This window comes from Streptomyces sp. NPDC038200, assembly GCF_055600785.1.
The window spans coordinates 100,146-121,684 of record NZ_JBVJYH010000002.1; the positions used below are offsets into that span (position 1 = coordinate 100,146).

Consider the following 21,539-nt stretch of genomic DNA (forward strand, 5'->3'; position numbering starts at 1 on the left):
TCCCCACCGTTGGTGGTTCTTCCTGCTGGTCGCGCCGACCTTGTTCGTGGCGTACGCGGGGAGGTAGGCCCGGAAGGCGTTGCCGGCTGTGGGGTAGTCCACGAACTTGATGTACACCTGTTGCCAGCCGTCGGGTCGTGCTTCGAGCGCGGCCCGCCCCGCGGCGCGGTAAGGCGACGGCGGGGCCGAGGGCCTGTGTTTCCCCGTTCGGGGCGGTGGCGGTCGTGCCGTCCGGCGCCGTGCTGGGCGCGCTGCGATCAAGAGCTTTGCTTCGAGGAATGCGGCTGCAGCGGTGAGGGGGACAGTTCGTGCGCGCTGCTTTCGGCGGAGCGAGCAGGAGGTGAGCGGACGGTCGGTGGCGTCCGGGTCTTCCTCGCGGCCCCGGGCCTACTCGGCCGCCGCCTCCAGGGTGGCGAGCCAGAGCGGGCTGTCGACGTAGTGGTTGTCGTACAGCTCGGAGGAGTCCTTGATCTCCTGGGGACTCGCCTCGCCGCGCATGACGCGACCGAGCAGGCGCAGATAGTCGAAGCGCGGCATGCCCGGCGTGAAGGTGAACAGCACATCGGCCGTGGAGCCGGGAGCCGCGGCGAAGGCGTGCGGGGTGTGCGGCGGGACAAGCAGGAAGTCACCCTCGTTCAGCGTCTTCACCTCGTCGTCCACCAAGACCTGGAGCGCGCCGCCGATCACGAAGAAGAGCTCCGAGGCCCGCGTGTGGAAGTGCGCCGGGGCCCCGACCGCGCCCTTCGCGAACGTCGAACGGTAACTGGTGATCGGGCTGCCGTCGGTACCGCAGTCGGCCAGCAGCGTCATCGTGCTGCTCGGGTCGCTGGTCGTCTCCGCCTCGACGGCACGGGTCAGGACGGGCTTCAGCATGTTGGTGCTCATGGTGGTGTCTCCCCTGTTCAGCGGCCGTTCCGGTGGTCCCTCCCGGCCTTGCGTCCACAACTCTACGACTGGAAAAGGCCCATGAAGTGGTTCATTTCTGATGACTGATCATGGGTCAATCGGAGGACCTCGGAGGGGCCCTGGCCGTCGGAATCGGAATCGGCTCCCTCGCTTGGCCGCGACCTGTTCCTGGTGCGCAACCAGGGGGCGGACCTTGGTCAGCATGAGGCGCAGGAACTGCTCGGGGTGGCGGAAGGAGGCGAAGCGGCTCGCATCCTCGATCAGCGCGAACTCCTTGTGCGGGGCCTGCACGGTCGAGCCCGCCCCGCGCCCGGTGGGCGACGAGGTGCCACCGGAGTTGCTGGCGCTGGTGACCCACCACTGCCGCCGCATCGCGGCCTGGGCTCGGCCTTCTCGGGCACGGTGGTGCGGCTGAGAGTTCCTCGGTCGCCGGCCTCGGGTGTCGGCTGTATGCGCGACCCCGTCAGGTCGCGCGAATCAAGGCCATGGCATCACTTTGAGTGATACGCGCTGCGTGTCTGTGGTGCGTGAGGGGCGAGAAAGGGGGAACCGGCCACGGCGTGCGGCGCGCGTATACCCCTCACCCCTTGGAAGTAACTCGTATTTTGTGTGCTTGTAGGGCTGAGGTAAGGGCATCCGGTGGCCAGGAGGTTGATAACGATGGTTCCCCTGCTTCTGGTTCTTCTGCTGGCTCTGATCCTCTTCGGCGCGGGTTTCGCCCTGAAGGCGCTGTGGTGGATCGCGGTGATCGTGCTCATCGTGTGGCTGCTGGGCTTCGTCGTCCGTTCCGCGGACAGCGGCGGCCGCAAGGGCCGTTGGTACCGCTGGTAGCCGGAAGGCACCTGGCGCGAAGAGCGCGCCACGCGCGAGGATGAGTGGGTCCGGCCGACGCGGCCGGGCCCACTCGCGTGCGAAGGCGCTTGTCCCAGGCAGTTGGGAGCGATCGGGCGTATCGGGCGCACCGCAGGGTACGTGAGTGATGCACCGGCCCCGCGGCCCCAGCAGTGGAACCCTGCTCCTCCTGTCTGCGGGGCCGCTGCGCACGGCTCCTGCTCGACGTACCGGCGAACTGTCATGCGGCGTCCCATACGACCAGCTCGCCGTCCAGCGCGGCCGTGCAGGCCAAGGCCATCCCGGAGCTGCTTACCGGATCGTTGCCTCAGGAGCGGGTTCGGTAGGCGGTGGGAGTGGAGGAATACGAGGGGGGCTTGGTGTCGCCGTGGACCCGGGCCGTGATGACGGCTTGGGGCGGCCTCCGGGCTCCGCTGGGGCGACTTCCCGGACACTGGGGCACTGGTGAAGCTGTGCCTGAGCCAGGAAGCCGACGTTGATGTCGGTGGCGCCGCACTCGGCGGGCCGAGGACGGGAGGCTGGGCCGTGCGGAAACTGATCTACGGCATGAACCTGACTCTGGACGGCTACGTCGCCGCGGCCGGCGACGACATCGGCTGGAGCGGACCGCCGAGCCACGAGCTGTTCCAGTGGTGGCTCACCCACGAACAGGCGAGTGGCCTGTCGCTGTATGGGCGCAAGCTATGGGAGACGATGAGTTCCTACTGGCCGACCGGCGACCAGCAGCCCAACGCCACCCCGGCGGAGATCGAGTTCGCGCGGAACTGGCGGGACACGCCGAAGGTGGTGTTCTCCTCGACGATCGACAAGGTCGACTGGAACGCCCGCCTGGTCACCGGCGACGCGATCGCCGAGATCACCCGGCTCAAGGCCGAGGAGGGCGGCCCCATGAACATCGGCGGCGCCACCCTCGCCGCGGCGGCCATGCGCGCCGGGTTGATCGACGAGTACGTGATGGTCGCCCATCCGGTCCTGGTGGGCGGCGGCACGCCGTTCTTCACCGCGCTGGACAACTGGGTGAACCTGGACCTGGTGGAGACGCGGACGTTCCCCGACGGCGTCGTCCTGACCAGGTACGAGACGAGGCGCTGAGCGCCCGTCCGGGAGTCACGGGTCACATGCACCGCGGGAGGGCTCTGCCAGCCGATCCGCTCCGCGATCACCGTCGCCGGCATGTCGGGGGTCCTGCCGAATGGTCATGCGCCATCGCATCTCGGTGTGCCAGTGGGCGGCGCTACGCCCGCTCTCCACGAATGACCAAGGGTGGGTGGGCATGGACGACAACGCTTCAGTCAACGTTAGCGGTCTCCTCAATGGGGACGACCCTATTGAGGACGCAAGCGAAGACTTGCTGTCGTGCTGGGCTCGCGGACGCGTTCGCGGCGGAGATCCGCAGGACCTCTGCGAAGCTCGGAGCGGTTGTCGCACTGAGCCTTTTCCAACTTCACTCTGAGCTGGCCAGATGGAGGGTGAGGACGGCCTGGACGAGGCTGGTGATCCGGGAGGTCGAACACCGCAGTTTCCGGAGGAGCCTCCAGGACTTGAGGGTGGCGATGGCCTGCTCCCCGAGGGCCCGGATCTTCGCGTGGGACCGGTTCGCCGCCTGCTGGCCTGCGGAGAGGGTCTCCCACCGGCCCCAGTAGGGGATCCGGACTGTGCCGCCGGCGCCCCGGTAGCCTTTGTCGGCCCAGCACTTGATGCCGGCCTCGGCGAGGGCGCCGACGATGCCGTGTTCACGGGCAGCACGGACGTCGTGGACGGCGCCGGGCATGGCCGGTGAGGCCCACAGCAGTCGGCCGAAGGGGTCGGCGATGACCTGCACGTTCAGCCCGTGCTTCTTGTGTCTGCCGGAGTAGAACGGCCGGTCCGCGGCGATGCGGTCGATCTGCAGGAGCGTGCCGTCCAGGATCAGATACGCCTTCACCGACGCGGTCCGCACCGTGTCGGCCAGGCTGGGGGCGAGGACGGCCAGGAGCTCGACGACCTCGGTGACATAGCGGTAGGCCGTCGTGGTTCCGACGCCGAACCCGGCCGCGAGCTGGGCATAGGTGTGTCCCACCCGCAGATGCGCGAGTGTCAGCAGGGCCTGGCGGCCGGCGCTCAGGCGCCGCCAACGGGAGCCGGTCGTACGGCGGTGCCGCCGCAACTGCTGCGTGAGGAAGCGGAGGGCAGAGCTGGACACGTCGACGCCCGACGGGTAGACAAGCACGTGAAGCCTCTGGTGGAGACGGTTCTCTTGGTCGAAAACCCATCTACCAGGGGCTTCACCACGTTGTCAGCGCAACCGCCGTACTTCCGAAGCAGGTTGGAAAGGGCTCGGGCACCGTCCTCGACAGCGCACCAGAGATTTTCCGACGGGTCTTCATGAACAATCGAGGTGCATGTGGATTCGGATGCCGCTCCGACCGCCCGATCGCAGCACCCTCACTCTTCGTGAGTGTGCCTTCCAGGCTTGAGTTTGAAAATAAACTGTGATTGGCCGTAGCAGTCGCCACGCTCTCCCCTCTGGCCGCCGTCCTCCCAGTTGACGGAGAGTTGAATTGGCTTGCTGGGTCGTACCGGAACGGTCTTGTTGACCTTGAATTTGGTGATCTTCAGCTGGTTGGGCCGGTAGCGGGGAATTTGCCAGTACTCCTTGAGCCAGACCTGCTTTCCGTCGGTTCCCCGCGCCATCTTGAGTGATCCGTAGAAGACTTCTCGCCCTCCTTGCTGCCATAGGTCGAGGGACTTGATTTGAATAGTCTTTTTCGTGACCTTGCCGAGATGCCAGACGACGCTTTGAAAGAAGTACGCCGTGAACTTGCAGGTCCGCATGTTGCGCCGATCCCGGCCGACGAGAGCACTATGGATGGTGTTCGGCCTGGAGCGGATCTCCGCGACAGTGGTTGTACCCGGCTTGGATAGCTTGGCTGTGATCTCGGCGACGGTGGTTGACTCCGGCTTGGCCCCCGCTTCTGCGACTCCACTTGATGACAGTAAGGTCGTTGCCGCGATGAGGAGGCCGCCGCCGACCCGCACGCCACGTTGCCCAGTTAGCTTATTCATGGCCTTCCTTTCGTGAAGATCTTCATGATGCCGATATCGGTGCAGTCTTCAGATAAGCCCGTTCGAGTGCACGGATTACTTGAAGACAACGCAGCTCGCCTTGTTATCGAATGTTACACGGGGGTCGGTTGGATCGTAGTTATCGGAGAAGTCGCGGTCGGAGCTCTCTTTCTTGGCTATGTAAAGCAGGCCACCACAATCCCCGTCTTCATAGATGTAAACCTTCCGGTTTCTGTTGTTGATCATCGAGCTGGCTTTGTCTCCGACGTGGGTGCCGTCAGGGAAATGGACTCCGCCAAGGTGCCGGGTCGTGCGGGTGAACACTGCGCGCTGACCTCCATAATTATCGTGCTCGAACAGGCAGAAACTGTTGGCTGGACATGCGTGATTGTCTGCCTGGGCGGCCGGACTGGAAACGGCGAGAGTTGTCAAGCACAGCGAAAGAGCACCGACAGTCAGAGCGATTGCACGTTTCATCTGCATCCGGCATTCCCTTTTCTGATTTTAACGAGTATGTTTTCTGGATTACGTCTGGAATCGCGGTAAGACATCAGCGTGCGCACCGCACACAAGGAATCGACCTCCACTCACGATCAGACGACTCCACCCGGATGATCGGAGTTTCCTATTGCATGGCAGGGTCCGCGCCTGACTGCCTGGACCAGCCGAGTGGAGGTCAACAACACTGACCAGGATTGCGAAGCTGCTTTGAACTGTCGTTAGCAGCCACTGCACAGTTTCTTGGCATCCAGTCAACCCGGGAGTGTGGTGGCGTGGTGTCGGTGTTCCTTGGGTGAAACTCCGTAGGCCCTGCGGAAGGCGCGGGTGAAGTCAGCGGCGTGCGAGTAGCCCCAGCGTGCGGCGACGGCCTGGACGGGCATCGTGCGCAGGGCCGGGTCGGCGAGGTCGCGGCGAGCGTGCTCTAAGCGTTGCCTCCGGATCCAGACCGCGACCGTTTCCTTTTCGCGCTGGAAGAGGCGGTGAAGGTAGCTGGTGGAGATGTTGTGTGCGGCGGCGATGGTGCGCGGGGTCAGGTGCGGGTCGTGCAGGTGCTGCTGGACGAAGGCCCGGATGCGCAATACCAGCGCCTGCTGGCGGGTTTCCGGTGGGAGCGAGTTGCCGACGTTGAGCGCGTGGGCGAACAGTGCAGAAAGCAGGTCCACGCCCACGGTTCCCAGTGGGGGTCCGTCGTCGGGCCGGTAGGAGCCGGAGTCCCGGGACACCTGGGTGAGGAACTGGGCGAGCAGCGCCCCGATACCTTCACGTCCCGATAATCGCCGCATGATCAGTGAGTCGATCGCGTTCTCCGGCAGTGGCAGCAGTTTCCGGGGGATGAACAGCCCTGTTCCCAGGATCGTGTCCTCGCCGTGGCCGGTGATCGCCCGCATGAGGTAGGGCCGTGAGGTGTCGTGGAGAACCAGGTCGTACGGTTCGTATTCGGCCTCGCGACTGGAGCTGGCGAGCCCCATCGTCCCGCGCAGGGGGAGCGAGAGATGGTAGAGCTCGGGGTCGGACTGCTCGATCAGCTTCTGCGTTCGCCGCAGTGTCATCGGTGAGTGTTCCATCGTCCACATCTGTACGGATCCCAGCGCCAGGATGCGCTGCGACACCGTGGTGTTCGCTGTGCGGTCACCTTCGACGTCCATCGGCACGTACGTCTGGGAGATGTGCTCGCGCCAACAGGAGAACCTCTCAGGCGCGAGCACATCCTGTGTACAGAAAGCCGTCTCGATCAGCATTCGTCTCCCCGTGAGTCCTTGATCGGCGTGCTTCGCATCGCTGGCTGTACGCAACAGCACACCCCATGCAGATGAATAGATGTCGAATTCCCTGGTGGGGCGGGGATCACACTGGGGGCGGTGGTCCGTGTCGCGGATGGCCGGATCGCGGGCTCGTACGCCCGGCGGTCATGTGGCGACTACAGCTGGAGAAACCGGCCCTCCGGCTCGAAGACGTTACGCGGCCATCCGTAGCCGCCGAACCGCTTCGTTCTCGGGTGCCTCCATGTCCAGATGCCAGGTCCCGAAGCGGCACGCGCCTACATGCCTGACTTGCCTTACGCCTATCTAACGTGTTGACCAGTAGAGACAGTGAGCCTGTTCCAACCTCAGGTTGCGGTGGCTGAGGGCTATGAACGGGTCTACCTCCGAGCGGTCGTGAGGTAGCACCGGCGCCCGGCCCTCCATATAGGACAGAACCTGACCTGGGTCCCGCCTAACGTCGCGGCCGACAACCCACATTGGCGGAAGGGCCGTGATGTCTGAGCAGACCAACTCCGCGCCGGCGGGCTACACCACCGTTGCCCCCTGGGTCGTTACCGACGACACGGGGGCTTTCCTCGACTTCGTCTCCCGGGCGTTCGGGGGTGAAGAGCTGGGGCGAGTGCCCACCGAGGATGGTTTGATCGGTCACGGCGAGATTCGAGTCGGCGATACCGTCGTGCTGGCCTTCGACCGGCACACGAACTGGCCCGCCATGCCAAGCCTGCTGCGCGTGTTCGTCACCGACGCTGACCAAGCCTTTTCACAAGCCGTCGCAGCTGGCAGCCATGTCGTCACGCCTTTGGCCTACGACGCCTTCGGACAGCGCGGAGGCCGTATCAAGGACCCGTTCGGCAACATCTGGTGGGTGATCAGCCGCGTCGAGGACGTCTCTGAAGAGGAGATGTGGAAGCGGCTACAGGACCCCGCGTACGCCGAAGTCATGCGCGTGGCTCAGGAGACACTCGACACCGAACTCAGCGGTCGAGACCAGGGACGCAGCAGTGCTCCTGTCAGGACAACCAACTGATCAGTGCCCAACTTGACTGAAACGACCGGCAGTTGGCGTGGGGGTGGTGTCCGGGAAGAGGTGAAGCTCCTGGTAGATGGGTTGTCGACCAAGATCAACCTATCTGCCCGGAGCTTCACGTGCTCGTCTACCCATCGGGGATCGATCCGTCCAGTGTGACCCTGCGCTACCTCTCCCGCTTGCTGACCCCCCGACGCCTGGAGCGGGGCACGCGGTGGCGTCGGCTCCCCGCAGATCGACAGGCCCTGCTGGTCCTGGCCCACCTGCGGTGCGGACACACATACGCCCAGCTCGCAGCCGCTTTCGGGGGCGGGATCGCCACCGTCTACCGCTACATCACCGAAGCGGTCGGGGTCTTGGCCGCCGTCGCACCGGACCTCGCAACAGCCGGGCGCACCGCCGCACACAAGGCGTTCGTGATTCTCGACGGCACCCTGCTGCCCATCGACCGGCTCGCGGCCGACCGGCCCTACTACTCCGGGAAGTACAAGAAGCACGGCATGAACGTACAAGTCCTCGCCGATCCATTCGGACGGCTGCTGTGGGCCTCCGCCGCTCTGCCCGGCTCGGTCCACGACGTCAAAGCCGCCCGCACCCACGGCGTCATCGCGGCACCGGCTGAGGCCGGCGTGAGCTGCTGGGCCGATAAGGGGTACCAGGGCGCTGGCGGCACCGTGCGCGCCCCCTACCGTGGCCGCTGGGACAAGCTCTCCGCAGGCCAGAAGGCCGTCAACGTCTCCCACGCGAAGATCCGAGCAGTGGGCGAGCAGGCAATGGCCATCCTGAAGTCGTGGCGGCTGTTCCGCAAGCTCCGCTGCAGCACCACCCGCCGGAGTTCATGCCCACCCAGGTGTTGACCGATTCTTCCGGACCACCACCGGGGAGGGGAGGTCCCGGGCTGCTTGCGGGAACTCGGCCCCCGAGTACCCTGAGATCTGCCTGATCTCCCCGAACGAACGGCCTCGTCCGCCGGCGGATCAGCCCGATCTGGGCCTTGTCCAATGGGAGGGGATCGGATCAGGCACGTAGGGCCGTTGTTCTCGGTCAGCGGCCGGTGCGTTAATGGCGCTTCCTGAATCCGGGAGTTCCATCAAGGCCCACAGGTCGTCTGCGGCGGCTTTCGTTCTCTCGTCTTCGTCATGCAGGATTCGGTCTTGCAGTACAGCAGCGGTCCGTGGATGTGCTGGCCAACCCAGGGCAAGCATGTGAAGGATCTTGCGCCGCACCTCCGGGTCGGGTTCCTCGACGGCCCGTGTGCCGGCCAAGGCCGCCCCCTCGTCTTCGTCGGCCTTGACCACCCACCAGCGGAGCGAGGAGAACCTCACATCGGGGCCCGAGTCGGCAACGGCGAGCCGGCGGAACAGTTCCTGAACGCCCTCGTGGTCGCTCCAGCGGAGGGCCAGCACCTTTACCGCCTTGGCGCGGGTGTCCTCGTCGGAATGGTCGGAATGGTCTGAGGCCGCGCTGATGAGGATGTCCCGAACGTCCTCGCGATATGCCCAGTGTTCGCACAACACGTCCAGCACCGTACGTCGATAGGGGTGCGAGGGGTCCGTGGCAGCGCGCAGGACGAAGGCTCTGACGTCTGCGCGGTCCATCCACCGCTGCGCCAGCACTTTCATGGCGGCGCTACCGACCAAGAGGTCGTCGTGCTCGGTCACCGTTCGTACCAGGACCGCGCGGGCGTCGTCGCGGTCGGGCCAGTGTTCCCGCAACCCGTCGAGCGCGTTGGAGCTGGTGTAGCGGTACGGGTGATCGGCAGAAGCCAGGAGCAGCTCGCGAACGTCCTGGCGGTCGGGCCAGTGCTCTGCCAGGCCCCGCAGTATGGTCGCGCGGGTCCATCCGTCCGCATCGTCGGTGCATGCCCGGACCAGAAGGTCACGGATCTCCGGTTGCCCGGCCCACTGCTTGGCCAGCACACGCACGGCACTCTCCCGGACCCTCTCTTGCGAGTCGCTGGTGGCTGCGCGGCTGAGGGTGCCGAGGGCGTCGTCATCGTCGCGGAAGTGGTGGCCCACCACCTCTACGGCAGCGGCACGCACCCCGTCATCCGCGTCCTCGTGAACCCGGCGCAGGACCAGGTCACGGACTCGCTCGTGCCGGGACCAACGCTCGCCCAGTTCCTGAAGGGCGGTTTCACGCGCACGTGTATAGGGATCGTCGGTGACGGCACGCACAAGGGTCTGGCGGACGTCGCCGAGCCCCGGCCACTTCTTGGCCAAGGCCCTCAAGGCCGTTTCACGGACACCGTCGTCGGACGAGCCGCCGGCACGTCGGATCAAGAGATCGCGGATCATGTCGTCTCCGCCCACGGATTCGGCGAGGACCCATATCGCGTGCTGACACAGAACAGGGTCGGTGTCGTCCGCGGCGCACTGGATCAGGAAGTCGAGGACGTCCTGGTAACCGGTGCAGTGCTGTCCCAGTGTCTCCAGTGCTGTGCCGCGCGTGTTGTCGTCCTGGTCGTTGCGGGCCCGTCGGATGAGCACGGACCGAATGTCCTTACAGCCGTGCCACTGCCGGCCAAGGGTTCGCAGCGCGCCCCCGCGAACGAATGGATGGTTGCCATGTGTGGCCGCCTGGACGAGCAGGTCACGGATGTCGTCGTCATCCGGCCACCAGGCGCCGAGGACTTCCAGGGCCGTGCCGCGGGTCCTGGCTTCGGGATCCTCGGCGGCGCGGGTGATCAGGAAGGCGCGGACGTCGTCCCGGTCCTTCCACACCTCGCCGAGTACCTCCAGCGCCCTGTAGCGGACTCTGTAACCGGGATGGAGCGTCGCCTCGCGCAGGACGAGTTCGCGGATGGCGTCGTCGTTCGGCTTTCGTTGCCCCAGCACGTAGAGGAACGTCAGACGGTCGAAGCCGGAGTAGCAGCCGCGGGCGAGGGCCGCCAGTTCGGCGTCGTCCGTCTTGAGGGCGACGGCCAGGACGGCGGTCGGCTCGTCGCTGGGGGAGAACTGTCCGCTCAGGCGGTACCAGCGCAGGTAGGGCCCCCGCCCGGCCCAGTACCGGCCGAACGAGGCCAACGCGGGCCCTGCTTCTTCCAGTAGCCACGGCCCCTTGGAACCGCGCGTGTTCAGAATCGCGGTGACGGCGTCGACGGCGGCGGTGCTCTGGGCGGGCAGTGCGCCGATCTTGTCCACCTCGGCCAGTGCGCGCAGTGCCAGGATCACATGGCGGGCATCGGTGGGATCCGTGCGCCGGGCGTGGAGGTCCAGGAGCCGGTCGATGGCGGCGGTCGCTTCGCTGATGTCCAACTGCCCGATGAGGAGCACCAGTACCTCGTGCCACGCGGGGTCGGCGGCCCGCACGCTCACGACCTGGTTGATCAGCCCCTCGGGCGTCCAATGATGGTCGTCTTCGTATCGGTGAGCGATATCGGCCGCTGTCAGGTATTCGAGGAAGGCGCGGTGGACGAAACCGTAGATGTCGCCGCCGTAGGGGGCCAGGATGAAGTTGCGTTGGTACAGCTGAGTGATCATGGCTCGGGCGGCAAGGGTGGCCTGGATAGGCTCCAGTGCGTACTGCTGCAGGTAGTCGCGGAAGACGCGTTCGAGGTCGCTTGCGTGAATGTGGTTGCCGGCGATGCCGTTGTGGCCTTCCTGCATGGTGCGGGCCACCAGGCGCAGCAGCTTCAGGCGCTCGTCTGGCCCCAGTACATCCAGCGTGTCGGCGACGGCCGGGGGCACGGGCGCCTTGAGCATTTTGGTGGCCTCGTCCCAGTGCGTGACCAAGACCTTGACCGCGTGCTCGTACACGCCCCGCCGGTTGCGTGGAAGGGAAGGATGTCGGCCGATGATGGCCAGAATGGTCAGCAAGAGAGGATTGCCTGCCATCTCCTGCAGCGGCCGTGACGTCTCGATCGCCGACGTGAGCCGTTCCGACCGTTCTCGCGCCAGCACGACGTCATCCGGGCAGGTGTTGCGATACCAACGGTCGGCGAACATGCTGATCCGCTCATCGTCCAGGTCCTGGATCTTGAAGTGGGCGAAGCCCGCGCTGTCCAGGACCGCACGTTGATAGCCGATGACCCTGGAGGTCACGAGGATCCGCGTGGCAGGCCAGCGGGCGGCGAAACCGGCGATGCGCTGTACGGCCTCCGTCCGCACCCTGACGTCGAAGATCTCGTCCAGACCGTCGAAGATCACCAGCGCCTGGCCCTGGGCCAGCAGATGCTCCCGCACAGTGGGTGGAACGCCGAGCGCGAAGTCGCTGTATTGGCGGTCGAGGAAGTCCTCGAAGCTGCTGTGATGCCAGCGGTCGTCGGCATACTGCCGCAGTTCGACCACCAGCGGCACCAAGCCCTTCAGCAGGTGGAGGGCGCCATCGAGTTCGCCGCAGGTCAGCATCAGAGTCAGGTAGCGGATGAGGGTCGACTTGCCTGCGCCGGGATCACCCAGGAGGACCGCCCGACTGCCCGAGGGCCCGGCCAGCGTCTCCAGCACACACTGCTCGGGGCGTTCCAGATAAGAGTTCCGTAGGCGCTCGAATGCATCGGCGTCCGACCCTGGCAGGAGTTCGTCGTCCAGGAGTCCACCGGACTCCAACACGCGCCTCTGCAGTTCTCGGGACAGCTGTACAGGGGGCGGGTCAGCCCGCACGGTCGGGGCGACGAACACCTCGGGCAGCCGGACCGCCGACGGGGCTTCCCCTACCGGGGCGAGCACGTCCAGGTCCAGGCCCCCGTACACCTGCGCTGCGCGGCCCGCATAGTGCGCCACGGCGTCGGTGACCTTCTGTTCGGCAGGTGAGGATGCAGCGACCGGGACTTCGTAGCCCCGCGCCCTGACCGCGGCTCCGTAGAGCTTCAAGGCGACCCGCACGTCGTCGTCACCCCCGCCGAGAGCACGCACCAGCAGCGTCAACTGCGCCTCGTCAGCGGGAAGAGAGCCGTTAGCTCCCCGCAACAGCGCATTGACTCGTGACCGGGCGGAAAGCCCCATACCCTGCGCGACAACGGCCATGCTCTTCACGCCGTTGGCGAGGTGAACGGCGTCGAGCCGCTCCAACAGGTCACGGTGCGGCCCCGATTCGGGCCAGCCGGAGCGGTTGATCCTCCTGCCTCGTCCCACGCTGCCTTCCTTCCACACCCAGCGAGATAGACACGTGAAGGTGTTCTCTCCCGTCCTGCACGCGTTCTGTCCCTGCACGCCCACCCCGGGACTTACCTGCGGCAGCATAGGCCGCCCATCAAAGAGAACGCGGCAGAACGCCGCTGATCTCCCGACCCCTCCAGGCTGCATACACCAACGGGACCCGGCCGGCCCCTCCTGACCACTCCGCAGGGGAGAACATCCATGCAGCACTGGACACTCGTCCTCCAACTGGGCACTGCCGTCCTGACCCTGGCGGCCTCGGCCATCACCCTGACGACCGCCCTCCGCGGCACCTGCCGCACACCGAACAACGACCGCGACGCCCCTGACGCGCCTTAAGGGCCCAGCACCACCGCGCCCCTGTCGTTGAGATCAGCACGGTGAACCGATCGACGCGGGCACGCATGTCCGGTGGTGTGAAAGGAGGGCCGGACGACCCGGCCCTCCTATTCGACCGCCTCGGCTTGCGAGTGAGCTAGAGCTTGTCCGGCCGATCAGGTGACTGCTCCTTGCCCGAGTCGTTCCTGTGGGCATGGGGCGGGGCGATCTGAGTGATGCCGAGTGGGAACGGCTGCGGCCGTTCCTGCCGGTCAGCAACGGGCGTTGCGACAGGTGGCGGGATCACCGGCAGGTGATCGACGGGATTCTGCACCGGGTGCGGACCGGGGTGCAGTGGCGCGATCTGCCCGAACGGTTCGGACCGTGGAAGACCGTCTACGAACGCCACCGCCTGTGGTCGGCCGACGGCACCTGGGAACGTCTCCTCCAGCAGGTCCAGACCGCAGCCGACGCCGCAGGCGAGATCTCCTGGGACATCTCGGTCGACTCCACCGTTGTCCGCGCGCATCAGCACGCAGCCGGCGCCCGCACCAATGCGCCTCCGGCCCCGGGATCAAAGGGGGCCGCAGGCATGGAACACCAGGACGAGACGCCGTGGCAGAGCCTGGTCGCCCGCCTGGTGTAGGTGGTGCTGGAGGCGAGGGCCTGGGCCGCTCGCGCGGCGGGTTCACCAGCAAGCTCCACCTGAGCGCGGACGGCCGCTGCCGTCCGCTGTCCCTGATCGTCACACCAGGTCAGCGAGCCGACTGCACCCAGTTCATCGCGGTGCTGGAGAAGATCCGAGTCCCCAGACCGGGCCTGGGACGACCACGCAAGAAGCCCGACAGCCTTGCGGCCGACAGAGCCTACAGCAACGGCCCCGTCCGCGAGTACCTGCGACGGCGGGGAATCCGCCACACAATCCCGGAGAAGACTGACAGCCAGGCCGCCCGCCTGCGCAAGGGCTCACGCGGCGGACGGCCGCCCGGTTTCGACAAGGACCGCTACAAGAAGCGCAACACCGTCGAGCGGGCGATCAACCGCCTGAAGCAGTTCCGGGCGGTCGCCACTCGCTACGACAAGCGCGGCTACGTCTTCCTCGGCACCGCCATAGCGGCAGCCCTTGCTCTCTGGCTTCGAATGTGATTAGTCGGAGAAATTCCTAGTGTTTGTCGAGCCAGCGGCGTGCCGCGATGCTCAGCGGCGGCTCGTCCGGCTCACCCATGTCGTCCATCGTGCCGTCCGTCAGTGCCTCAGCCCACCGGCGGAGAACCTGCCAACGATGCGGCGCTTTCAGCACGGAGGTGCTGATCGCGTGCTCCCACGTCGTTGCGAAGCACAGAAGGTTCCCGTCGAGCGAGAGCATGCGGAACTCGGGGCGGCAGGGTGCGCTGCCGAGCAGTCCGGCAGCACCCTTGCCCATGAGGTCCCACTCGCTCTGCAGCTCCACACAGTGCCACCGTGCGAGGCGGTTCTCGTCGGGCTGGAGCGCGAGCAGGAACCTGCGGTCGGTCTCGGAGAAGAGCCCTCCTTCGACCGACAGCCGGTACCAGTCGGCGTTCGCTTTCTCGTGCAGCTTCGGCTCGAGTGCGTCCAGTATGGCCTCGACGCGCCCTTCCTCGGAAGGGCAGCTCGGTGCCTGTCCGGTGACGATGGGGGGAATGAGTCCTTCGGGCTCGGTCCACCCATCCACAATCCGCAGGCCCGCCGCGGCGAGAGACTTCATAAACCCCATCATGCAGTCTCCGCTGATCAGCACGGGGGGGCAGGGCGGTGCTTGGGTTCGCGCTTAGGCCGTTGCCGCCCGTTACGGCAGACGCGGCCATGCGTTCCTCGGCACCACCATTACAGCGATTGCGGTCATCCCGCTCCGCACATGATCGGCAGGACACGTCCTAGGAGGAGGGCGGCCCCAGCGCCACGGGGTGACCGCCCTCCTCCTTCCGTCCTCCGGTCAGGCGCCGCCGAGGAGCAGGAGAGCTGACCGGGCGGGGCCCCGTCCACCTGGCTGGGTGTGTCCGCCTACGGCGCCCCGCGTGGCGAGGCTGGCACCGACGACCGCCCTCACCTGATGTCCGACGACGAACTGCGCGGCTGGCTGCGGAGCGTCGGTGGCAGCACACCGCAGCTCCTCGACAACGACGCCGTCTGGCCCACGTTCACCCCTGTGTTCCGCAGCGACTTCAAACTCCTGGCCACCTGGGCGCCTCCGCACGACCCCGAGCCGCTGCCCGTTCCGCTCTCGGTGTTCGGAGGCCGCCGCGACAAGCTGATCGGCGAGGACCGCCTGCTCTCCTGGCAAGCCCTCACCACGCACTTTCGCGGACTCGAGAGGTACGACGGCGACCACTTCTACGTGATGGACCACCGGCAGCCTCTCGCTGCCGCCATCACGGCAGCGATGCGTTCGGCCACTGCATGAGCTCGCCGTCACCACCACCCCACCCGCCAGACGATCCATTCCCAGGGGTGCCCGCGGAGGGTGTGAGGGGACGCTCAGGCGTCGGGGTCGACCTCGGGGTGCGTAAACTCCACCGGCTTGCCCAGCGACCGGGCGTAGCGGATTTCGGCTCGGGTGCTGTCACCGATGTAGTCGCCGACCACGAGCACCGCATCAGCAATCAGGATCTTCGACCGGTGCAAGGCGTCGAGTCGAACCTTCAACGCCTCAGCCTCGACAGGATCGGACCAAAGCTCGTGCGGGGACTTCAGGTCGCACCCCGGCTTGACCACAATCCGGCCGGCTTCGGTCTCCCGCACATCGGCCTCGGCCATCTCGGCCATGAAACGAGTGGAGCCGCAAATCACAACGATGTCCGGAAGGCCCAACTGCTTCTTCGCCTCGGCGAGCATCTCCACAGGGGTGATCACTTGCGGGGACGACACTGGTTCCTCCTGGTGGTGCGGCCCGAGGGGTGCCTACGGAGTCGAGAACGAAGGCGTCCAAGATCACCTTTTGGTGAACGACGTGGACACCCGCGCGCCGGCACTCTATGTGACGAGCACCCCTCGTGGTGCCGCGCCGCCCGCCGGCCAGCCCTACGCCCCGCCTATGCGATGCCGAACCGGTCACCCTCGCCACGAGTAGCCGGTGTCGATTACCGCGTTCAACGCCTCGATCCGCCGATTCACGCGGCAGGGCGTCGCGGCGTCGGCTTGGTCGGCCGGTTCCCCGCCAGCAGCTGGTGGTGGTACCGGGTCGGACCCGGGCACTGCCGAAACCCGAACGAGGGTGGCGCAATCAGATGACCGCGTTGACGGAGCGGTGTCCGCCGGCGACCTTGCGGCCCCGCTGCACTGGGCGCGGCCCGCCGCAGCTGGCGGCCGCGATTCATGCCCGCGTCCTGATCGAACCGACCGCCTGCCGCCCGCTCAGCATCTGAGCACTTCGCTGCGCTTCGACGAGGAGACCATGTCCACCCCGTCTCAGCAGCCCGCCACCCAGCCTGTCGCCGCGCCTTCCACACCCGGCCGTACCGCGGAGGGGGAGCAGATCAAGGCGGTCGCCGACACGCTGGTGCTCGCGTACGGGCTGCACCCGGCAGACATCACGCGTATCCCGGAGGGCACCGCGACGGACAACTACGCCGTCGTGGACCAGGCGGGCCGGCGGCACTTCGCCAAGGTCTATCGCACTCGAGAGCACTTGGATCTGGAGCGGGCGTCGGTCGAACTGTCCGAGTACTGCGCCGATGGAGGTGTCGCGACCGCGCGGGCAACCCGCACGGGCGAGCACGAAATCATCGCGACCCACGGCCGCCTGCCGATGTCCCTATGGTCGTACGTGCCGCACACCGCGACGGCCGAAGGCGGCCTGAGGGGTGCACGGTGGGCAGCCGTCGGCACAGAGATGGGCCGCCTCCACAGCCGACTCGCCGCTCACCCCGCCGCCGCACCCACCCTGGAACCTGGTGCCGCGGTGTGCGACGTGGCCGCCTCACGGGACCGCTTCGAGCGCCTGATCCATGCGTACCGGCTCATGCCCAGGCTCGGGGAATTCGAGACGTGGGCGCTGCAGGCGGCGCGTGAGCGACAAGCCATCCTGGGGGACGTCGAGCGCACCTTCGCTTCGCTTCCACAGCTGACCGTCCAGGTCCTGCACGGCGACATGGCCGGCCCCAACGTTCTGTTCAAGAACGACGAGGTCGCCGCGATCGTGGACTTCCGACCGCCCGCACCCGGGTACCTCGCCTGGGAGATCGCGCGTCTTGGCTGTGACCCCAAGAGCGTGCTGGACAACAGTGCGGAGAGCCGGCTCACCGGATACACCGACCAGCCATCACACCACTCCGGTGATCATTGCCGGTCAGAGCACTAGCGTGGCGGAGCGCGCTACGGCAAGTGACCATCCTCGATGTATGTCGTCAGTCCGTCGCGAGCCAGCCCAGTCGTCTGTGCTGCGGAGGGTAGTCTCCGCGCTTGACCGCGTGCCGCGGGGGTCGGACGTTCCTCCCACTCCACCTGAACTTGTTGGGTTCGCACAACGACCCGGGCGTTCGGCATGCGATCAGTCGCCCCCAGGGTCAATCGGCTCCCGAGGGCAGCCTCGGCTGACAGCGCCGTACAGTCGATCTATCCGCGAGGCCGGGTCCACGCGACGACCACACAGCTTGACCCTGCCCTGACTACCCGTCAGTAAAGTCAGCATCGGGTCAGCATTCGTCCGGCCAAAGCGGCCTTCAGATGCCCACACGTTGGAAACGCGGACGCCCTCGGAGGTATCCGTGCGGCGGCATCCGATGGCCTGGCCGCCGCAGATACTCTTTGCGAGGCGGGCGGCGAGATCGTCTCGAACCGACCTGACCGGAAGACCGGATACTCCCAGGTCAGCGAGCCCTTCCGCGTGGTTTCAACGGCACCGGCGGCAATTCGGGTGCTGGCAGCGGAGCTCCGTCGTAGCCCTTCACCTCGCCGAATCGGGCCCCCTTCATCCAGTCCTCGCGGGCCTGCTCGATCTCTTCCTGGGTGCGTCCGACGAAGTTCCACCACATGATCAGTTCCTCGGCGAACGGCTCGCCGCCCAGCAGCATGATTCCGGCGTCCGACTCGGCGCGCAGCGGGAGTTCGGACCGGCCGCAGCCGAGATAGAGCAGTGAGCCGGGCAGCACCGGTACGCCGTCGACGTGCACCTCGCCGGACATGGCCAGCACGCCGTACTCGAAGTCGGGTTCCAGGGGGAGGCGGACCTCGGCGCCCCGGCGCAGCGTGAGGTCGGCTCCGACGATCGGGCTGTACGTCGTCCCGGGCGAGTCCGAACCGTCCAGGCCGCCGAGGATCACCGTGGCGGTCAGACCGGGCGCGGTCACCGTCGGCAGCTCGGGGTGGTACTCGAACTTCGGTGCCGTGTGCCGGTGTTCGTCGGGCAGGGCGACCCACAGCTGGGCGCCGTGCAGGAACCGGGCGTGCGGGCGCGGGCTCTCCTCGGAGTGGCTGATGGCCCGGCCCGAGGTCATCAGGCCCAGTTGCCGGGGCCCGATCGTCTGCTGGCTGCCGGTCGAGTCGCGGTGCAGCACCTCGCCCTCGTGCAGCCAGCTGACCGTCTGCAGCCCGATGTGCGGGTGCGGCGGGACCTGCATGCCGGGCTCGTCGGCGATGTCGTCGGGTCCGTAGTGGTCGACGAATGCCCACGCGCCGATCATGCGCCGGCCGAGGTTCGGCAGCAGCCGGCGTACCTCGGTCGACTCGCCCAGCCGCACCTGACGGGGACTCAGCAGTTCGCGCACGGGTTCGGCGACGACGAATCCACGGCCACCGCAGACACTGGGCTCGGGCGCGCGGTCAAGGTTGCTCATACCGCCCAACTTAGCGGTGCGGAAGCCGGACCGGGGTGCGGCGAAGCGCCGATTTTCGGGTGGTCCGGCGGTGGTCCGGCGGTGGCCCCGCCGCGTGGCCCCGTCGCGCGGGCCGGTCGTGCGGGCCGGTCGTGCGGGTCGGTCGTGCGGGTCGTGCGCTTGGACGCGGTCGGGAGCAGGTCGGTCGGCGGGTGTCGTGGGCCGGGGGGCGTGGGCCGGTTCACGGGTGTCGTGCGCTCGGGGACGGCTGGGACGAGGACGGGGTCGCCGGGCTCGGGACCGGGGACGGTGTGCCGGTCGGCAGGTGGGGGGAGCGGGCCGGTTCGGTGGGGTGGGTCCCCCCGTCGCGCACCGTGAAGAACACCAGCGCCGCCACGGCGGCCAGGACCAGCACGCCCACCACCGTCCGGCGTACCAGCACCCGCCGGAACCGCCCCGATCCGGTCGGCGGGCGCAGGGGGCGCAGGTCGGCCGGGCCGACGGAATGCGCCCGCGCGGCCAGGGCGGCCCGCAGCCGTTCCTCGACCGGCGTCGCCGTGGTCCCCGTACCGGAATCGTTCATCGCAGCCCCTCCAGACGCCGGCCCAGGGCGTCCAGGGCCCTGCTGGCCGTGGACTTGACGGCACCGCGCGACAGCCCGAGCGTCGCCGCGATCTCCGCCTCGGTCAGATGCGACCAGTAGCGCAGCACCAGTACCTCCCGCTGCCGCCGGGTCAGCGTGTGCAGCGCCGCCAGCACCTCGCGGTGGTCCTCGTGCAGCAGCACGTCCTCCTCCGGGGCGGGCGCGTGTCCCTCGGCCGCGGGGATGTGCGCCCGTACCGTCCTGCGTCGGCGCAGCACCGAGCGGGCCGCGTTGACGACGCTGGTACGCAGATACGCCTCGGGATCGTCCAGCGTCGCCAGCCGGTGGCCGTGCCGCCGGAACAGCGCGGTGAACGCGTCCTGTACGACGTCCTCGGCCGTCGGCAGGTCGTCCACCAGCAGCACCGCCAGGCGTACGAGGGACAGCCGGCGGTGGTGGTAAAGGTCCTCGATGCCCGGCGGGCACCCGGCGTCCGCCGCGGACGCGGGCCGGGCGCCGCTGCGGGGCTCGGTGCCGGACGCGGCCGGAGCCGTACCCGTGCGGGTGCGGGCGAGGAGGCGGCCCCGCAGGGCGCGGGTGAGCCGCCGCCAGGGCGTGGGTGCCGGCGCGCCGGTTCTCTCCCAGAGGAGGGCCGTTGCCGGTGGTGTCGCTGTCGTCATGGATCTCCCGGAGCCGGGAGCGGGGGAGCCGCCGCGCGACGGCTCCCCCGCACCGGCCCTGCCTCAGTGCTGCGGAACCGGCGCCGGGGTGGCGTGGCGGTGGTGCGGTACGGGCGCCGGGCGGGCCGGCTCGGGCGCGGGGGCGGCGTGCCGGGGCGCGGGAGCGGCGGTGGACGGCACCGGACTGACGGTGGACGGCACCGGACTGACGGTGGACGGCACCGGACTGGGGACGGACCGGCCGGGACCGGCCGGCACGGGGGAGGGGGTGGCCGGGACCGGCGAGGGGGTGGCCGTGGCGGGTGCCGGCGCGGGGCTCGTCGTACGCGCGGGGGACGGAACCGGGGACGGGGTGGCGGTGCGGACCGGTGACGGCACGGGGGAGGGTGCCGTGCGGTCACCCCGCGGGGCCGGCGCGGCGGCCGGGCCGGTGTGCGCCGGGGAGTGCGGGGCGGGGCGGGCCGTGGTGCGGCCGCCGTCCTGGGCCGCCTGGGCGGTCATGGTGCCGGCGACGGCCAGGGCGGCGCCTACGGCGGAGACCCCCAGGACGGCACGCAGCCGGTGGGTGCGGTTCGGGCGCGGGGCACGGTGTGCGGACATGTGTTCCTTCGGTCGCTCGGGATCGGACATCTGGTCGAAGTGGAGGCCTCCACCCCGACAGACGTCCGACCCCGGGCGAGGTTGCGGGTGACGGCCGACGAATTTTCCGCCACCCGCGATCGCCCGTCCCGGCCCCGGTGCCGCTCAGCGCAGCCGCTTCAGCAGTTCCTCGGCGACCGGGGCGGAGGAGGCCGGGTTCTGGCCGGTGACCAGGCCGCGGTCCACGACCACGTGCGGTGCCCACGGCTCACCGGCCCGCACGTCGACACCCGCCTCGGTCAGCCGGTCCTGCAGCAGCCACTTCGCCTGTCCGGCGAGGCCGCCCTGGATCTCCTCGTCGTTGGTGAAGGCCGCGGCACGGTAGCCGGCGAAGGCGTTGGTGCCGTCGGACCGGACCGCGGCGAGCAGGGCCGCGGGGCCGTGGCAGACGACGGCCAGCGGCGTCCCCGAGTCCAGGGCCGTCACCAGCAGCGCGCCCGACTCGGCGTCCACGGCCAGATCCTCCATGGGACCGTGCCCGCCCGGGTAGAACACGGCGGCGAAGTCGCCGAGGTCCACCTCCGCGAGCTTCACCGGCGTCCGCAGCTCGGTCATCTCCTCCAGCGCGCGGGCGATCTCGTCGGCCTTCTCCTGGCCGCCGTTGACCTCCGCGGCCAGGCTCGCCCGGTCGACCGGCGGCACCACACCGCCCGGCGTGGCGACGACGACCTCATGACCGGCCGCCTTGAAGGCGCGGTACGGGACCACGGCCTCCTCGGCCCAGAAGCCGGTGGGGTGCGCGGTGCCGTCGGCGAGCGTCCAGTGATCGGCGCCGGTCATCACGAACAGGATCTTCGACATGGGGTTCTCTCTTCGGAAGGCGTGCGTCTGCGAGAAAGAACCTAGGCGACACGACCCA

Annotated in this window: 21 protein-coding genes; 9 read left to right on the forward strand and 12 right to left on the reverse strand. The window is 68.0% G+C overall.

The features are described 5' to 3' along the window. Window positions 1-387: 387 nt before the first annotated feature. Window positions 388-885, reverse strand: a complete 498-nt coding sequence (locus ACZ7KF_RS05630; RefSeq protein ID WP_471069666.1) for a cupin domain-containing protein — start codon at window positions 883-885, stop codon at window positions 388-390. 681 nt (window positions 886-1,566) lie between these two features. On the opposite strand from ACZ7KF_RS05630, the gene ACZ7KF_RS05635 reads away from it, so the two are divergent. Both ACZ7KF_RS05635 and ACZ7KF_RS05640 read left to right on the forward strand, forming a co-directional pair. After that, on the forward strand, window positions 1,567-1,737 hold the full coding sequence (locus ACZ7KF_RS05635; RefSeq protein ID WP_037661814.1) for a DUF5670 family protein: 171 nt from the start codon (window positions 1,567-1,569) through the stop codon (window positions 1,735-1,737). A gap of 546 nt (window positions 1,738-2,283) precedes the next feature. After that, window positions 2,284-2,850: a dihydrofolate reductase family protein gene (locus ACZ7KF_RS05640; protein ID WP_471069667.1), complete on the forward strand. Its 567-nt coding sequence runs from the start codon at window positions 2,284-2,286 to the stop codon at window positions 2,848-2,850. A gap of 352 nt (window positions 2,851-3,202) precedes the next feature. Here the strand turns inward: ACZ7KF_RS05640 and ACZ7KF_RS05645 are convergent, their stop codons facing one another. Together ACZ7KF_RS05645 and ACZ7KF_RS05650 are read right to left on the reverse strand one after the other, a co-directional pair. Then, window positions 3,203-3,967, reverse strand: coding sequence for an IS5 family transposase (locus ACZ7KF_RS05645; RefSeq protein ID WP_471069668.1), 765 nt, complete (start codon window positions 3,965-3,967; stop codon window positions 3,203-3,205). 215 nt (window positions 3,968-4,182) lie between these two features. Further along, the gene (locus ACZ7KF_RS05650; protein ID WP_471069669.1) at window positions 4,183-4,803 is read right to left on the reverse strand and encodes a hypothetical protein; all 621 of its coding nucleotides are present in this window, start codon (window positions 4,801-4,803) and stop codon (window positions 4,183-4,185) included. Window positions 4,804-4,815: 12 nt separating this feature from the next. Here ACZ7KF_RS05650 and ACZ7KF_RS05655 point away from each other — a divergent pair, with 12 nt between their 5' ends. Continuing rightward, window positions 4,816-5,349, forward strand: coding sequence for a hypothetical protein (locus tag ACZ7KF_RS05655; protein WP_471069670.1), 534 nt, complete (start codon window positions 4,816-4,818; stop codon window positions 5,347-5,349). Window positions 5,350-5,555: 206 nt separating this feature from the next. On the opposite strand, the gene ACZ7KF_RS05660 is transcribed toward ACZ7KF_RS05655, so the two are convergent. Next, on the reverse strand, window positions 5,556-6,542 hold the full coding sequence (locus tag ACZ7KF_RS05660; RefSeq protein WP_471069671.1) for a helix-turn-helix domain-containing protein: 987 nt from the start codon (window positions 6,540-6,542) through the stop codon (window positions 5,556-5,558). A gap of 517 nt (window positions 6,543-7,059) precedes the next feature. Between ACZ7KF_RS05660 and ACZ7KF_RS05665 the strand changes: the two genes are divergently transcribed. Together ACZ7KF_RS05665 and ACZ7KF_RS05670 are read left to right on the forward strand one after the other, a co-directional pair. Continuing rightward, complete coding sequence (locus ACZ7KF_RS05665) at window positions 7,060-7,593, forward strand: VOC family protein (RefSeq protein ID WP_471069672.1); 534 nt, start codon at window positions 7,060-7,062, stop codon at window positions 7,591-7,593. A gap of 119 nt (window positions 7,594-7,712) precedes the next feature. Beyond that, window positions 7,713-8,450, forward strand: a complete 738-nt coding sequence (locus ACZ7KF_RS05670; protein ID WP_471069673.1) for a transposase family protein — start codon at window positions 7,713-7,715, stop codon at window positions 8,448-8,450. Window positions 8,451-8,570: 120 nt separating this feature from the next. On the opposite strand, the gene ACZ7KF_RS05675 is transcribed toward ACZ7KF_RS05670, so the two are convergent. Next, on the reverse strand, window positions 8,571-12,602 hold the full coding sequence (locus ACZ7KF_RS05675) for a HEAT repeat domain-containing protein (protein ID WP_471069674.1): 4,032 nt from the start codon (window positions 12,600-12,602) through the stop codon (window positions 8,571-8,573). Between the two features lie 288 nt (window positions 12,603-12,890). Between ACZ7KF_RS05675 and ACZ7KF_RS05680 the strand changes: the two genes are divergently transcribed. Continuing rightward, window positions 12,891-13,028, forward strand: a complete 138-nt coding sequence (locus ACZ7KF_RS05680; protein ID WP_471069675.1) for a hypothetical protein — start codon at window positions 12,891-12,893, stop codon at window positions 13,026-13,028. Between the two features lie 193 nt (window positions 13,029-13,221). Then, a protein-coding gene (locus ACZ7KF_RS05685) for an IS5 family transposase (protein ID WP_471069676.1) occupies window positions 13,222-14,153 on the forward strand; the annotation gives its coding sequence in 2 pieces (ribosomal slippage) (window positions 13,222-13,594 and window positions 13,594-14,153; 933 coding nt in all). 16 nt (window positions 14,154-14,169) lie between these two features. Here the strand turns inward: ACZ7KF_RS05685 and ACZ7KF_RS05690 are convergent. Continuing rightward, a complete protein-coding gene (locus ACZ7KF_RS05690; protein WP_471069677.1) occupies window positions 14,170-14,733 on the reverse strand; it encodes a hypothetical protein in 564 nt (187 codons plus the stop codon). Between the two features lie 288 nt (window positions 14,734-15,021). Here ACZ7KF_RS05690 and ACZ7KF_RS05695 point away from each other — a divergent pair, with 288 nt between their 5' ends. Continuing rightward, a complete protein-coding gene (locus ACZ7KF_RS05695) occupies window positions 15,022-15,429 on the forward strand; it encodes a thioesterase II family protein (protein ID WP_471069678.1) in 408 nt (135 codons plus the stop codon). A gap of 74 nt (window positions 15,430-15,503) precedes the next feature. Here ACZ7KF_RS05695 and ACZ7KF_RS05700 read toward each other — a convergent pair whose 3' ends face one another. Next, window positions 15,504-15,893 (reverse strand): hypothetical protein, encoded by a 390-nt coding sequence (locus ACZ7KF_RS05700; protein ID WP_397646834.1) that lies wholly within the window; start codon window positions 15,891-15,893, stop codon window positions 15,504-15,506. A gap of 379 nt (window positions 15,894-16,272) precedes the next feature. Here ACZ7KF_RS05700 and ACZ7KF_RS05705 point away from each other — a divergent pair, with 379 nt between their 5' ends. Then, on the forward strand, window positions 16,273-17,325 hold the full coding sequence (locus ACZ7KF_RS05705; protein WP_471069679.1) for a phosphotransferase enzyme family protein: 1,053 nt from the start codon (window positions 16,273-16,275) through the stop codon (window positions 17,323-17,325). Between the two features lie 508 nt (window positions 17,326-17,833). Here the strand turns inward: ACZ7KF_RS05705 and ACZ7KF_RS05710 are convergent. The 5 genes from ACZ7KF_RS05710 to ACZ7KF_RS05730 form a co-directional block, all read right to left on the reverse strand. Then, a complete protein-coding gene (locus ACZ7KF_RS05710; RefSeq protein WP_471069680.1) occupies window positions 17,834-18,799 on the reverse strand; it encodes a pirin family protein in 966 nt (321 codons plus the stop codon). A gap of 220 nt (window positions 18,800-19,019) precedes the next feature. After that, on the reverse strand, window positions 19,020-19,361 hold the full coding sequence (locus tag ACZ7KF_RS05715; RefSeq protein WP_471069681.1) for a hypothetical protein: 342 nt from the start codon (window positions 19,359-19,361) through the stop codon (window positions 19,020-19,022). Next, window positions 19,358-20,041, reverse strand: coding sequence for an RNA polymerase sigma factor (locus tag ACZ7KF_RS05720; protein ID WP_471069682.1), 684 nt, complete (start codon window positions 20,039-20,041; stop codon window positions 19,358-19,360). Before ACZ7KF_RS05720 ends, ACZ7KF_RS05715 begins: the two co-directional genes overlap by 4 nt. A gap of 63 nt (window positions 20,042-20,104) precedes the next feature. Beyond that, on the reverse strand, window positions 20,105-20,641 hold the full coding sequence (locus tag ACZ7KF_RS05725) for a hypothetical protein (RefSeq protein ID WP_471069683.1): 537 nt from the start codon (window positions 20,639-20,641) through the stop codon (window positions 20,105-20,107). 144 nt (window positions 20,642-20,785) lie between these two features. Further along, window positions 20,786-21,481 carry a type 1 glutamine amidotransferase domain-containing protein gene (locus ACZ7KF_RS05730; RefSeq protein WP_471069684.1) on the reverse strand — a complete coding sequence of 232 codons (696 nt, stop codon included), beginning with the start codon at window positions 21,479-21,481 and terminating at the stop codon, window positions 20,786-20,788. Between the last annotated feature and the right edge of the window lie 58 nt (window positions 21,482-21,539).

Coding starts and splice junctions, on each gene's coding strand:
- ACZ7KF_RS05630 (WP_471069666.1), bottom strand. CDS start 885: ATGAGCACCAACATGCTGAAGCCCGTCCTGACCCGTGCCGTCGAGGCG.
- ACZ7KF_RS05635 (WP_037661814.1), top strand. CDS start 1,567: ATGGTTCCCCTGCTTCTGGTTCTTCTGCTGGCTCTGATCCTCTTCGGC.
- ACZ7KF_RS05650 (WP_471069669.1), bottom strand. CDS start 4,803: ATGAATAAGCTAACTGGGCAACGTGGCGTGCGGGTCGGCGGCGGCCTC.
- ACZ7KF_RS05660 (WP_471069671.1), bottom strand. CDS start 6,542: ATGCTGATCGAGACGGCTTTCTGTACACAGGATGTGCTCGCGCCTGAG.
- ACZ7KF_RS05665 (WP_471069672.1), top strand. CDS start 7,060: ATGTCTGAGCAGACCAACTCCGCGCCGGCGGGCTACACCACCGTTGCC.
- ACZ7KF_RS05680 (WP_471069675.1), top strand. CDS start 12,891: ATGCAGCACTGGACACTCGTCCTCCAACTGGGCACTGCCGTCCTGACC.
- ACZ7KF_RS05690 (WP_471069677.1), bottom strand. CDS start 14,733: ATGAAGTCTCTCGCCGCGGCGGGCCTGCGGATTGTGGATGGGTGGACC.
- ACZ7KF_RS05710 (WP_471069680.1), bottom strand. CDS start 18,799: ATGAGCAACCTTGACCGCGCGCCCGAGCCCAGTGTCTGCGGTGGCCGT.
- ACZ7KF_RS05715 (WP_471069681.1), bottom strand. CDS start 19,361: ATGAACGATTCCGGTACGGGGACCACGGCGACGCCGGTCGAGGAACGG.
- ACZ7KF_RS05720 (WP_471069682.1), bottom strand. CDS start 20,041: ATGACGACAGCGACACCACCGGCAACGGCCCTCCTCTGGGAGAGAACC.
- ACZ7KF_RS05725 (WP_471069683.1), bottom strand. CDS start 20,641: ATGTCCGCACACCGTGCCCCGCGCCCGAACCGCACCCACCGGCTGCGT.
- ACZ7KF_RS05730 (WP_471069684.1), bottom strand. CDS start 21,481: ATGTCGAAGATCCTGTTCGTGATGACCGGCGCCGATCACTGGACGCTC.